This is a genomic window from Bacillus sp. 1780r2a1 (assembly GCA_024134725.1).
Taxonomy (GTDB): domain Bacteria; phylum Bacillota; class Bacilli; order Bacillales; family Bacillaceae_H; genus Priestia; species Priestia aryabhattai_A.
In genome coordinates this window covers 884,680-898,667 of the sequence record CP099863.1, presented here as the reverse complement: position 1 = coordinate 898,667, position 13,988 = coordinate 884,680, and the positions used below count along the sequence as shown (strand labels likewise).

The window sequence follows — 13,988 nt, the reverse complement described above, 5'->3', positions numbered from 1 at the left end:
CCCACCACTACCTCTCTTTATAATTTAGCTATTACCTTTCTTGAACCTTGGCATGAGTATGAACTCTCTGTTCCCCAACGCGATAGAACCATCTAAAGATGGGTGGTAATAACAGCGAAACAATTAAAATACGAAAGACTTGAACAGCTACCACAAACGGTGCATCTGCTCCTAATACAACAGAAGTAGTCGCCATCTCCGCAACTCCTCCTGGAGCAAAAGCAAGTGCTGTTGTAATAAATGGAATGCCTCCAATCTCAGATACGATATATGCACATATAAACATTGTACCAATTAACACAATTGTGCTAATAAAAGCCACTCCAATCGTTCGTTTCATACCCTGAAACATATCAGCGCGAAAGCGTGAACCGATACTTGTCGCAATGATTACTTGAGCCATAATTAAAACAAGATGTGGCCACCAAGCCGTTAAGTTATAGCCCACAAGCGCTGAGCCTGCCACTTGCGTAATACCTACAGTCAACATCCCTCCAACAAGCCAGGGAGCCGGAAATTTGAAACGCTTGCCAATTAGGTATCCAATAAAAGCTGCAACAACTAATGTAAACGTCCATAATACTGACTCCAAACTAAAAGAAGAAGCTGCCTCAGAGGTTGTTGCTACTATTGCTTTCTCGCCTAACGATGAAACAAGAAGTGGAACCGTAAGCACAACAAGAAACACCCGCATAATCTGAACAACACTTACCGTTGCGGTGTTTGCCCCAACCTCTTCTGCAATCCCTGGCATGGCACTTAATCCACCGGGAGCTGTACTGAACAAGCTTGTTAACAAATCATTTGAGGTGAATTTAAACAGAATAAACCCAGAACCTAATGAAAATAAAATAGAGATTAATAAAATGATAGATACAGGAAGCCAATTGTCTACAAATGTGCTGACAACTGTTAGATTAATTTGTTGCCCTAGCTCAATTGCTAGAATGAGTTGACCAACGTACAGCCAAATCTTTGGCATTCCTTTAGAATTCGAAGGAATCTTCAAAAATTGAGGACGAGTAATTGCTAAAGTTGTTGCGACAATAAGTGTGCCGATCATCCAGCCGATTGACATTCCTAATGAAGATAGTAGCAGTCCGCCTAAAGCACTTAGTGTAATCAATAAAAACGTAGATGAAAAAGATAATGTTGCTTTCATTTCAAATCCTTCTTTCTATTTTTGCTACGATTACTTTGTCAGTCTAAAAACAAAGGGTCTAAACCTTCTTGCCCATACGGATGAGCTTTACGTTTTCTATCTATTTAAACTATAGTATACTTTTAGAGATAATTGAAATATCGGATTTGTATGTAGAAAGATAAAAAAAATTAATACCTAAATAAAGGAGGAAGAAATGGACGATCGAGATTGGCTCATTTTACAGCTTTTATACCAAGAAAAAAATATCACAAAAGCTGCAAAGCTACTTTATATTTCACAACCAGCCCTGACGAACCGCTTGCAGCAGATGGAAAAAGAATTCGGTGTCCAAATTGTTAATCGTGGGCGCAGAGGTATCCATTTTACACCTCAAGGAGAATATTTAGCAAAATCTGCTGATAAAATGATTGCGCATCTCCAACACATAAAAGACCACGTTTTAAATATGGGCGATAAGCTAACGGGTACACTAAGGCTTGGCGTCTCGAATTTCTTTACGGATTACAAATTACCAGGACTTTTGCGCTTATTTAAAGACAAATATCCTGATGTCGAATTTAAAGTTACCACCGGATGGAGCAGTGACGTTGTAAACCTCTTACACCATCAAGATGTTCATATTGCTTTTGTAAAAGGTGATTATAACTGGCGCAATGAAAAGAGACTTCTCTTTGAAGAAACCATTTGCATTGCTTCTAAAAAACCTATTGAGATAGATGATCTCCCACACTTACCTCGAATCGATTATCATCAAGACCGTTTTTTGAAGACCGCTGTTGACCATTGGTGGAGCGAAAATTTCAATCAACCTCCAAGCGTCAGTATTCACGTAGACAAAGCGGATACGTGTAAAAAGATGGTTGAAAATGGGCTTGGATACGCGATGCTCCCTCACATGCTAGTTGAAGATGTTGAAGGACTTCACGTCATTCCGATGCAAAACGAAGATGGAACCGCTCTACTTCGAAAGACGTGGATGTACTTTCATGAAGAGTCACTTGAAATTAAAATTGTTAAGGCCTTTATTGAATTTATTGAAGAGATTAATCTGCACGATATTCATTAAACGGATAAGAAAGCTATATGGAATCATATAGCTTTTTTACTTGCCGTTCATTAATTCTTCATATAGCTTACTTTGTCTTTCCAAAAATACAGACGCACCGCTGCTATTCTTATAAAAAGGGTAAAAATCATTTTCTTTTAAAAGCTGTTTCCACGCCTTCGTATTGACCATTTTGTATATGGTTTGATTCCAGTAATCAATTTCTTCTTGCGTCATATTCGGTGGACCCATCAATCCTCTCCAGTGGCTAAAAACAACGTCAACCCCTTCTTCTTTCCAAGTTGGAACATTGTTAAATTCCGCTAAGCGCTGTGGAGCTGAAACGCCTAAAATCCGAACGTCTCCTCGCTTGTACGCACTTTTTGCTTCTGATAGCGACATAGGAGCTACTTGAACTTCATTTTCTTGGAGCGCATCTAGTACGCCATGGCTGCTTCCATATACATAAAAAGCTAAGCGAGAAGTTTCAACGTTTGCTTTCTGCGCTGCTTGTACAAACGACAAATGATCGTCATTTCCTAATCGAGGAGATAATCCAATCTTTAATAAATGATGGTTTTCTCTTAAAGCATCCATCAAACTCTTCATCGTCGTAATGGAGGAAGAGCTTGGAACAACGATGACTTCCCATTCGGTTGCCAAAATCGCCAGAGGTGTAAAGTCTTTATACGTTAACTGACTTTGTCCTAGTAAATGATTCGTAATTAATAAGCTAGAGTTACCTGAAATGACATTGCCTTTTTCATGTTTCTGTACATACCGCCATGCTTCTTCTCCTTGACTTTGTGTTTTATTCACAACAGAAACAGGTATATCCATTACTTCTTGCTGTAACACATGCTGCATAGTCCTAGCGGTTAAGTCTGCTCCACCTCCAACCGCTCCTGGAGCTACTAATTCTACGTGATCAAATTGAACGTTTTGATCACGGTTGCTGCAGCTCATTAACATAAGAATTACGCTTATTAAACTAACCCACTTCTTCATGTATTCACCCTGACCTATGTTAAATGATACTTTCGCTCCGGCCGACCAACAATCCCATAATCATACTGAACATGACACTCTTGCACCGATACTAAATATTCTAAATAGCGACGGGCCGTTGTTCGAGAGACGCCCATCGTTTTGCCCATTTCTTCAATTGTAATACCTTCTGTGAGGTCTTTTAAGATAGCTTTCACTCGTTTTAACGTAATTCCGTCAATTCCAGATGGTAAGACTTTTTCCACTGTCTGCTGCTTATCATAACCAAAATACGAGTTAACAAATGACTGGTCCACTTCATCTCGAGCTTGCAATAACCTTCTTTTTTTCTGGTACCCTTCGATTGCTTCAATGAATGACTCCATTTTTACAGGCTTAATTAAGTAATTGACCACACCGTTGCGCAAGCATCGCTCTAGAATATCCTTTTCAGTGGCAGCCGTCACCACAATAACATCTACTTTTGGAAACCGTTCACGAATGCGTGGTAATAAATCCGTTCCCATTTCATCAGGCATATAAATATCTAAAATAAGCAAATCGATATTTTCTTGCTCAAGCATTTCTATGGCGTCTTTAGCATTTAAAGCCTTTCCTACTACTTTCACATTCTCTATTTCTTGTAAAAATCGTTCTTGAACCTGAGCGATTCGAAAATCATCCTCTGCAATGGCTACTTTTAACATGATGTCTCTCTCCTTTGTTTGATTTTCTCTCATTCCAATTGCGTTTACTTTCGCTTCGGTAGATAAACGGAGAATGTGGTACCTTCTTCTTCAGGATGAATGTCAATCCAACCCTGAAGCTCATTAATCATTTCTTTTACATTTGAAAGTCCATATCCTCGGTTTTGTCCTTTCGTTGAAAACCCTTTTGAAAACAATTTATCAATTATATCTTCTGAAATTCCACTTCCATTATCACTTACTTCAATAATGATATCTTGACCAATATCTGTAATAAAAAATGAGACTTGCTTATCCTCTTGCGCACTGACTGCATCAAAAGCATTATCAATTAGGTTTCCAATAATGATGATTAAGTGTGAGACATCAATATGCGAAGGTAACTCTTTTAATAAGCTATCTTCCGCAATAGTAAACTCTACTTTCTTTTCAGACGCTTTTCCCATCTTGCCTAATAGCACAGCTTGTACTTTAGCATCCAAGATTTGATGAAATAAAATCCGATTTTGCGTTTGGTGCGCATTGGATTCTTTTTGAATAAATTCAAAGGCTTCATCATACTCCCCCAGCTGAAGCAGTCCAGACAGCACATAAAGCTTGTTTGTAAATTCATGTGTTTGTGCTCGTAAGTCCTCAGAGTATCTTCGTACTTCTCCTAGCGTATGAATTAAATGATTCAGCTCTGTTTTATCGCGGAAACTTGCTACTACACCAACGATTTTGTCATTTTCAATAATGGGCAGTAAATTTAAAATGAAAAGCTTATTATGAAAGCGAATTTCTTGATCATTTTGCGCTTGCCCATCTACCAACACTCGCATCATGTTTGTATAAGGAAATACTTCAATAATAGACTTTGGTATATAGTTATCCTGTAAGCCAAGCATATGCCTCGCTGATGTATTCATCATCGTAATTCGACCTTTCGCATCAATGGCGATAATGCCTTCTTTTATTGACCGCAAAATCGCACTACGCTCTCGATACAGAGAAGCAATTTCGTTTGGCTCTAATCCAAGAGTATCTTTCTTAATGCTTTTGGCGAGCAAGACTCCCCCAACAATTCCAAGAAGAAGCACAAGAAAAGCGTAAAATATAATTTGTTGGATGCGTTTAATTAAATGAGCATGAACGTCTCGCTCTAAAAACTCTACGGTAACGACACCAATAATTTCGCGGTAGTTTCCTTCTTCGCTAATCACCGGAGCTTTCCCCATAATAGATAGACCGGAAGTTCCCATGCCTTCTAGCGTATAGTACCCTCCAAACATAAGCGCACGGTAGTTCGAACTTGCATTAGATTGGCGGTCTGTTATTTTCTCATCGTCAGGTGAATAAATGGCTTTTTTTCGGTTTTCAACGATAACCGCTTCGGCACCAATTTGTTCACGCACTTGCTCTGCTAAAGGCTGAATGACCTTTGAAGGATTCTTATCATTGAAAGCTTGTTTGACCTCTGGCATAAAGGAAATTGATTTGGCAGCCTGCAAAGCTAGTTGTTCCGCTTGCTTTTTTGATTCGACTGCTTGCATATAAGAAAATATACTAGCAAGTAACGTAACCACAAGCAGGACCAAACCCACGGTCAGACCAACTGTTTTTGTTTCTAACGAAATGGAAATTGTTTTTTTCATTCTAGTTTGACATCCTTCTTCTATTTGCACTCCTCTTTTATTCTACCAAAGTTTTTATCTTACGTTTTGATTTGTCTGACTTTTATAAATATGAAATCCCTACTTCAGATAAGGAAGGACCACTACTAATAAAAATTACAATCACGGCTTTTTTATTAAGTTGACTTTTAATGAGAACTTTTCATTCTTTTGGTAGTTTAAAAGAGTCCCTTTACTTTGAAGCTTCAAGATAAGAACTCTATTGCCTTCTTAATTATTTCAAAGCATTCTTATTGAAGTAGACTATCTTTTGTAGCTTGAGTTCATCTATTCATTATATAGAAAAGAACTTACCCGCTTGAAAGCGAATAAGTTCTCATGTTATAAGGTGATGACTCCTGTAATAATAGCAACAAGCAGCATGACCATTGATGTACCAATTGTCCACTTTAACGTGTAGCGTTGGAATTCTCCAAGGTCAACTTTTGCCATACCTACTAATAGATATGTAGAAGCAACAAGTGGACTGAGTAAGTGAACGGGCTGACCAATTAATGACGCACGAGCAATTTCAGCTGCATCAATTCCATATGTTGCTGCTGCCTGTGCGATAATTGGTAGAATCCCATAATAGTAAGCATCATTTGACATAAAGAATGTAAACGGCATGCTTGTAATAGCTGTGATGACTGACATGTAAGGTCCCAATGCATCTGGAATAAGCGACACTAAGCTATTGCCCATCGCATCAACCATTTTTGTACCAGATAAAATTCCTGTAAAGATCCCTGCTGCGAAAACCAGTGATACAACGGCTAGTACGTTACCGGCATGAGCAGTAATTCGCTCTTTTTGTGTTTCTAAGTTTGGATAGTTAATCATAATCGCAATAGCAAACGCTATCATAAATAAGATTTGTAAAGGCATGATTCCACTAATTAACCCAACCATTAATAAAATTGTTAAACCAAGGTTCACATAGAGTAATTTTGGTCGCTTATTGCTTGGCTGTTCCACTGCTGCTGCTTGCTCTGCAAACGCAACTTGTACAGGTGAAATATCCTTCAAATCTATTACCCCTAAGCGTTGACGTTCTTTTTTACCAAACAAGTAAGCAGTGAAAATAACCCAAATTGCTCCTCCAACCATTGCTGGAATTAACGGTGTAAATACTTGAGAAGCATCTAGGTTTAATGCACTCATCGCACGAGCAGTTGGGCCACCCCAAGGCGTTAAGTTCATAACCCCGCTTCCCATAATGGCAATACAGGCTAACATCATCGTACTCATGTTTAGCTTTTTATAAAGTGGTAGCATTGCAGAGAGCGTAATCATATATGTAGTTGTTCCGTCACCGTCTAACGAAATAGTTAGAACAAGGATGGCTGTACCAACCGTAATTTTCAGTGGATCCCCTTTAACAATCTTTAAAATCTTACCTACGACTGGATCAAATAAACCTGCATCAATCATAATACCAAAGTACAAAATAGCAAACATGAGCATTACGCCCGTTGGTGCTAATTCCTTCACACCGGCTAACGCCATTTCACCTATATCTGTTGTAAATCCACCAATGATTGCAAATATAACGGGAATAACCATCAGTGCAATTAATGGTGTTAAGCGATTTGTCATAATTAAAAACATGAAGGTACATACCATTGCAAAACCAAGTATTGCTAACATATAAATCCCCCTACCCCTTTGTTTTGTATACGCTTTCATTAAAGGTGACAAAGCCATGGTTTTATCTGTATTTACATGATGTTAAACATTGAACTGCCAGTTACACTAGCTTCTGTTTTTACAGCACCTTAATTTTCTGTTTTTTCTTAAAATAATCATAATTTAAGATTCGGTTCGCTGTAAATAATTCGTCATATAAATACTTTTAAAACTTTTTATATAATTAAATCCTTTTTGTTCATGACTTTTAAAACATAGATAGGAGTAGGTTTGTTATTCAACACGAAGAGTAAACGGAGAGCGTAGTGGAGAATGCACTTGTTGATATTGCTGAATTGCTTCTTGAAGATAAGGAATGTTATATAGCTGCTTGGATTCCATTCCTTCTATCTGTAAAAAATGTTCAATTGCATATGTGTTTGCAAACAGTTCTTGCTGCTTGTTTCCCTCTCTTAATACAACTTGATTTTGAGTTCGATCTACGTGATGGCCTAGTTCATGAAGAACAATGAAAGCAAACTGATGAGCTTTTTTGTTTTTCATGGTGTCAATAAAGACAATTGGACATTCCTTTACTGTGTATTTTTTATAGTTAATTTCAAAGTGTAGCGCCTGCTTCTTTGCGGAGGTTTGCTTTGGAAATTGTCCATAATAAACGCCCAGAACGTCTCTCCCTTGTACCTTAACACTGCCAAGGCAATAAACGCCCTTTACACCGTTCCAGGCTTCAGGAGGAGTAACTTTTTCAATTTCTTTGAGAATTGCTCGTTGCTTTTTACTCAGCAATCCGTAAAAAAGTACACCATGAACAGCTACAGGTTCATCTTTTTTCCAAAACATCTTGTCGCCTCCTCTACAATCGATTAATTCTTTGTTACCTTAACTATATGATATTTATAGCCATAGTTAAAATATCGTTTTTTTATCGTTAGCTATTATATTTAGTTATGTCAGATTTGATTTGTTTTTAGAGGGGGAAAGCACGTGTTCTCTGCCTAGCGTGATTTCCATTTCAGGTTGCTTCCTTTCCGCAGGGCGAGCGCTGAGCCTCCTCGTAAACTGCGGGGTCTCACCTGGCCCGCTAATCCTGCTGGAGTGGCGCACCTTTCATTTCAATCACGGGGCTTTTGAATAGGGAAAAACTTAATAAGGTTACTCTTCTATTCTAAAAACACCCTTTACCTAGCGTGATTTCCATTCCAGATTGCTTCCTTTCCGCAGGGCGAGCGCTGAGCCTCCTCGTAAACTGCGGGGTCTCACCTGGCCCGCTAATCCTGCTGGAGTGGCGCACCTTTCATTTCAATCACGAGGCTTTTGAATAGGGAAAAACTTGATAAGGTTACTCTTCTATTCTAAAAACACCCTTTACCTAGCGTGATTTCCATTTCAGGTTGCTTCCTTTCCGCAGGGCGAGCGCTGAGCCTCCTCGTAAACTGCGGGGCCTCATCTGGCCCGCTAATCCTGTTGGAGTGGCGCACCTTTCATTTCAATCACGAGGCTTTTGGATAGGGAAAAACTTAATAAGGTTACTCTTCTATTCTAAAAACACCCTTTACTTGGTATGATTTACAAAGAGCACGCTGTAAAATATCATATTACCCTTTGGCTTTACTTCTATATATGTTCTACTTTCTGATTTCCCGTCATAAACTAAAAAAGACACCTTCGCCTAGCAAAGATGTCTTTTCGTGTTACCTTGTGAGCTTTGTAATTGATTCAATGTCTTCAGGAGTTGTTCGGCAACAGCCACCAATAAGCTGTGCTCCCGCTTGGCGCCAGTCGGATGCAAAGCACTGATAGGACTGCTGTGCTTCTGATCCACTCCACGTTTTGCTTGTTGGATCATACTGTTCACCAGAGTTAGGATATACCAGAATCGGTGTCTTCGTGTTTGCTTTCATGTTGTGAACTAGGCTTTTTACGTACTGAGGAGGCGTGCAGTTAATGCCTATCGCTATCACTTGTTCATGCGAGTCGAGCCACTCTGCACATGCTGCAGCCGCTGTTCCATTGCTGATGTGTTCTTCATCTTTGGCACTGAAGCTAATCCACGCATAAGCATCGGGAAACTCTTTAAGCACCCGCACGATTGCTTTTGCTTCCTGTAAACTTGGAATTGTCTCACAGGCTAATAAATCCACACCAGCTTCAAGTAATGCTTTTATGCGAGGACGATGGAAATTCATGAGCTCTTCTTCTGTTAAGCTATAGTTTCCCGTATACTCAGATCCATCTGCCAAGTATGCTCCGTATGGTCCTACAGAGCCTGCTACTAATGGTTTTGGTCGAGCGGCAGTTTGATTGTTTTGCCAAAATTCATCTCTTGCCTCAATCGCTAACTGGGCAGAGAGCTTCATTAAACGAACCGCGTCTGCTTTATTAATACCGCGCTTTGCAAAACCTTCAATTGTTGTTTGATAGCTAGCCGTTATCGCACAGTCAGCTCCTGCTACAAAATAATCTTTATGTACTTGTTTAATGGCTTCTGGTTGTTCAACTAACACTTTCGCTGACCATAAGCTGTCATTTAAATCACAGCCGTATCGTTCTAATTCTGTGGCTAATGCGCCGTCGAGCACAACAAGAGGGTGTGTATGTAAAATATGTTGAATTGGGTTCATAGGATGTAGAGTTTAAACTCTTTTAAAGCCACCTTTCAGATTATTTCAAATATGTTGAACAGTCTAATAGAGGCGAAGGTGTTTGTCAAGGAAACCTTTAGGTAACAAACTCTTAACATGAGATTAACAGTTTTTTCACTTGAATTTCATAAAGAAAAGGTAAGATTAACAGTGTGAAAAGCCTTTTTAAAAATAACTGTGCAAAATTTCACAAAGTGTTCAATTTTCAAGTGAAAACGCTTTCTATTTTTGTGTATACTAAGAGTAGATAAAAAAACGCTTACATTTTACTTCGGTTTTCATAAATAAAACATACCATGAGAGGAGATTATCTAATGATTTTAAAAGCTTTACGAAAAAACGGTTCTGTGACAGTTAATTATTATCGTGATGGTTTATTAGAGACTTTCAAAGGAAAAGTAAAACAGTTAAACCTAGTCGAGCAAACATTATCTTTACAGGATGAAAATCACAACACGTTATCTTTACGCTTGTCAGGAATTAAAGAAATCTATGAATCATAGCTAAAGAGGCCGGTCTAGCAAAGAACCGGTCTTTTTTTTTGCGACTATTTTTGTTGTAGTAAATAGCGATTAACAGGCCTGCCCACTCGTCCATACTCAACGTAAAGCTCAACTTCTTTTTCTTGATCTAAATACTCCAAATAGCGACGAGCTGTAACTCTTGCGATACCCATTCCTTCTGCAACTTCTTCTGCTGAAATCGGATCTGTTTGACTATGTAAATATGACCTTATTCCAGCTAATGTAATTGTGTTCAGTCCTTTGGGTAACATTGTGCTTTTCTCAGAGGCTGTTTTAAATAACAGGGTATCCACTTCATCTTGCGTAATGGTTTGGCTTTTTCCTAGTTTGTTTTGGCGCTGTCGATAATTTTCTAATGCTTGCTTCATACGCTCAAACTTAAATGGCTTCATAATGTAATCCACCGCGCCGTATTGTAATACACGCTTTATCGTTTCACTATCACTGGCCGCTGTGACCGCAATTACATCAGACTGATAACCTTTTGAGCGAATTTTTTGGAGGGTAGTAATTCCATCTTGGTGAGGCATATACATATCAATTATGATTAAATCAGGAAGATCTTTTTCAATCATTCGTAACCCTTCTACGCCATTTGATGCCACACTTGTTACTACAAATCCTTCTACCTGCTCGATGAATTGCTTATTTACTTCTTGTACCATTAAATCATCTTCAATCACAAGTACCTTCCATTGGCTTTTCGTCATGCTTCCATCCCCTTTTCGCTTATAACCTACACTACGAATGTAATGGTAAACGCTGTTCCATGCCCATGCTCTGTTTCAACCGAAATATCTCCATTGCCTTTTTGAACGATTTGATAAATTAAATAAAGTCCGATACCTCGGTTTTCTTTTGCTTTTGTTGAAAAACCCTCTTCAAAAATATGTTTCACCTCTTCTTCTGTCATGCCGCACCCGTTATCCTCTACCAAAATTGATAATACGTCTTCTGTTTGTTCAATACTTACATAAACTTCTTTATCATCCTGGAATGAGTCAACGTAAGAATCGAAAGCGTTTTCAATCAAATTTCCGATAACAACAACAAAGTCATGGTGATCTAAATGTTTAGGAAATGTTTCTAAATAGCTGTGCTTATCAATGGTTAACGTAATTCCCAGCTCTTTCCCTCTGCTTACTTTGCTAATTAACAGTCCTGATACGCTTTCATTTTTAATGTTCTTGTGCAAAAAGTTCGTCAGTTCTCCTTGCTTTTCTGAAACTTCGAAAACATACTCTAACGCTTTCTCGTTATTTCCTAGCTGGATTAATCCCGCAATAGTATGCAGCTTGTTCATGTACTCGTGACTCTGTACGCGAAGCGCGCTTACAAATGCTTTTACTCCGGTTAACTCTTCAGCAAGTTTTTTTACTTCTGTTCGGTCTTGGAAAACCGCAACCGCTCCCACCGTTTCTCCTTTTACCTTTATGGGAACACGATTACTTAGAATGGTTAAATTACGCACTTGAAGCTCTTTATTATATACCGGTTGATTTAGCTGTAGGATTTCTGGTAAGCGCGTATCTGGAATCACATCATAGATTGATTGTCCAATCACTTCATCATGAATATTCATGATTGCTTTTGCCTTATCGTTAAAAATAGTAATATATTCATCTTTATCTATGGCAATTACAGCTTCATGCATAGCATTAAACGTTTCAGTTCGCTCAACAAACAGCCGTGCAATCTCATCTGGCTCTAGCTCAAACATTTGCTTTTTTATGTGAGAAGCTAATACCCAAGCTCCCCATCCTCCAAACAGTAAAATTAAAGAGCTGATGATAGAGATTTCCTTCTTTACACTACGAATAACTTCAGAAAAGGTTGGTAATAGATAGCCACTAATCACGACACCAACCTGTTCGTGATGATGATTAATAATGGGAACGAGCGAGCGTATGACAGTCCCTCTCTCCCCTTTGGCTTTATCAGTATACGTATGTTCAGCAAATGCTTGTCCTTCATCTTCTCCGTGCGATTTCGTACCAATCATAGCGTTGACCGGATGAGAGAGCCTTGTCTTTTTCATATCAAGCACGACTATGTAATCTGCTCCGTGAATAATTCGAATGGGATCTACTATTGTGTTAATTTTCTGCCTTTTTTGTTCATCTCCCGTTATCTTTTCACTAACCTCCGTCATTTCAGCGACGGTTCTTGATGTCACGAGCGCTCGCTGCCTCAAGTCTTCTTCCTTTAATTCAATAAATTCTTTGATGACGACAATACCAGCTAAAAACAGCGCAAAGACGATAATAAAGAAGATTAAGGCAGTCATCTTCGTTTGCATTGAAAATCGATTCATAAAGCCCAAAATCCCTCTTCTTTCTCAACTATGTCATCTTTATTTATTTTACCATGCTCTAAATCTGCGTGGTAAAATAAATCATAAGATTATAATTCTTCTCATTGAGATGCAAGGAGCTGAGAGTAAAAGCTTATGCGAGTATTTATTATCACAGCTTTATTTGTTAGCGCTTTCTTTATTTACATTTTACTTTTCCCTCCTTCTTTTTTACATTCAGAACACGTCTATAGAGATGATGAACAACAAGGACTAGATGAGCAAATCGTCATTAATTTTAGTCATGTTGTAGCTGAGAATACCCCAAAAGGGTTAGCAGCGCAAAAATTTGCCAAGATTGTTAATGAAAGATCAAATGGCAAAGTTAAAGTTGAAGTTTTTTCAAATGGTGTGCTCTATTCTGATACAGAAGAAGTAGATGCTTTAAGGCGAAATGACGTTCAAATGATTGCTCCTTCTTTCTCAAAGCTTGCAGATATAAACGAAGATTGGCTACTTTTTGACCTCCCATTTATGTTTAAAGATGAAGGTGAAGTTGAGACAGCTTTAAATGGTCAAATTGGAAAAAGTCTGCAAGCATCTCTCAAAAAAGAGAATTTAAAAGGACTAGCATTCTGGAACAACGGATTTAAACAAATGACGAGTAATCAAAAGAAGCTAGCTGTACCAGATGACTTTAAAGGTCAACGTTTTCGCATTATGCCAAGCGAAGTTATCAAAAAACAGTTTGAACTTCTGGAGGCTAAACCTACCACTGCTACATTTAACCGAGTATACGAGTCACTTGAAAAGCAGGAGTTTGATGGTCAAGAAAATACTATTTCAAATATCTATTCAAAGCGTCTATATACGTTACAGCAGTATATGACCATTAGTAACCACGGCTACTTAGGTTACACTGTAATGATGGACGAAAACTATTGGAACAGCTTACCTTCCGATGTTCAGCTTCTTCTTTCAAATGCAATGGATGAAACAACAGCTTGGATGTGGGAACACTCGAAAGAAATGAATGATCAGCAGCTCGAAAAAATTAAACGGGAGTCTACTATTCAAGTTCACTACCTAACAGAGCAAGAAAAAGCGAGATGGAAACAGCGCTTTACTCCCCTTTACACAGAATTTGAAAAGCGATTAACAAAAGAGATTGTGGAAGAAACATATAAGAAGTGATTAGAGAGACTGAGACATAGGCAGTTCACCCCCTACTATCCCTAACTGATTGAGAGTTTACAACTTTTAATTGGTCAGGGTTTTTGTTGATTTGGAAAACTATTTTAGAAACAGATGGGAACATCTATT

General features: G+C 38.5%; 12 protein-coding genes. 3 read left to right on the top strand and 9 right to left on the bottom strand.

What is annotated here, in order from left to right:
- Positions 1-31: 31 nt before the first annotated feature.
- Entirely contained in the window at positions 32-1,162 is a 1,131-nt protein-coding gene (locus NIZ91_04625; protein USY55945.1) for an AbrB family transcriptional regulator, read from the bottom strand.
- A gap of 196 nt (positions 1,163-1,358) precedes the next feature.
- On the opposite strand from NIZ91_04625, the gene NIZ91_04620 reads away from it, so the two are divergent.
- Positions 1,359-2,231, top strand: coding sequence for a LysR family transcriptional regulator (locus NIZ91_04620; protein ID USY55944.1), 873 nt, complete (start codon positions 1,359-1,361; stop codon positions 2,229-2,231).
- A 36-nt stretch (positions 2,232-2,267) separates the two neighbouring features.
- Here the strand turns inward: NIZ91_04620 and NIZ91_04615 are convergent, their stop codons facing one another.
- The 6 genes from NIZ91_04615 to mmuM form a co-directional block, all read right to left on the bottom strand.
- Positions 2,268-3,218 (bottom strand): tripartite tricarboxylate transporter substrate-binding protein, encoded by a 951-nt coding sequence (locus NIZ91_04615; protein ID USY55943.1) that lies wholly within the window; start codon positions 3,216-3,218, stop codon positions 2,268-2,270.
- Positions 3,219-3,232: 14 nt separating this feature from the next.
- Entirely contained in the window at positions 3,233-3,904 is a 672-nt protein-coding gene (locus NIZ91_04610; GenBank protein ID USY55942.1) for a response regulator, read from the bottom strand.
- 44 nt (positions 3,905-3,948) lie between these two features.
- Positions 3,949-5,538 (bottom strand): sensor histidine kinase, encoded by a 1,590-nt coding sequence (locus tag NIZ91_04605; protein ID USY55941.1) that lies wholly within the window; start codon positions 5,536-5,538, stop codon positions 3,949-3,951.
- Between the two features lie 360 nt (positions 5,539-5,898).
- Positions 5,899-7,206 (bottom strand): CitMHS family transporter, encoded by a 1,308-nt coding sequence (locus NIZ91_04600; GenBank protein USY55940.1) that lies wholly within the window; start codon positions 7,204-7,206, stop codon positions 5,899-5,901.
- Between the two features lie 273 nt (positions 7,207-7,479).
- A complete protein-coding gene (locus NIZ91_04595) occupies positions 7,480-8,046 on the bottom strand; it encodes a hypothetical protein (protein USY55939.1) in 567 nt (188 codons plus the stop codon).
- Between the two features lie 851 nt (positions 8,047-8,897).
- Entirely contained in the window at positions 8,898-9,827 is a 930-nt protein-coding gene (mmuM, locus tag NIZ91_04590; GenBank protein USY55938.1) for a homocysteine S-methyltransferase, read from the bottom strand.
- Positions 9,828-10,162: 335 nt separating this feature from the next.
- Between mmuM and NIZ91_04585 the strand changes: the two genes are divergently transcribed.
- A complete protein-coding gene (locus NIZ91_04585) occupies positions 10,163-10,351 on the top strand; it encodes a YolD-like family protein (protein ID USY55937.1) in 189 nt (62 codons plus the stop codon).
- A gap of 44 nt (positions 10,352-10,395) precedes the next feature.
- Here the strand turns inward: NIZ91_04585 and NIZ91_04580 are convergent, their stop codons facing one another.
- On the bottom strand, positions 10,396-11,082 hold the full coding sequence (locus tag NIZ91_04580; GenBank protein ID USY55936.1) for a response regulator: 687 nt from the start codon (positions 11,080-11,082) through the stop codon (positions 10,396-10,398).
- A 26-nt stretch (positions 11,083-11,108) separates the two neighbouring features.
- Positions 11,109-12,686 (bottom strand): sensor histidine kinase, encoded by a 1,578-nt coding sequence (locus NIZ91_04575; GenBank protein ID USY55935.1) that lies wholly within the window; start codon positions 12,684-12,686, stop codon positions 11,109-11,111.
- 135 nt (positions 12,687-12,821) lie between these two features.
- Between NIZ91_04575 and NIZ91_04570 the strand changes: the two genes are divergently transcribed.
- On the top strand, positions 12,822-13,859 hold the full coding sequence (locus tag NIZ91_04570) for a DctP family TRAP transporter solute-binding subunit (protein USY55934.1): 1,038 nt from the start codon (positions 12,822-12,824) through the stop codon (positions 13,857-13,859).
- Positions 13,860-13,988: the final 129 nt, after the last annotated feature.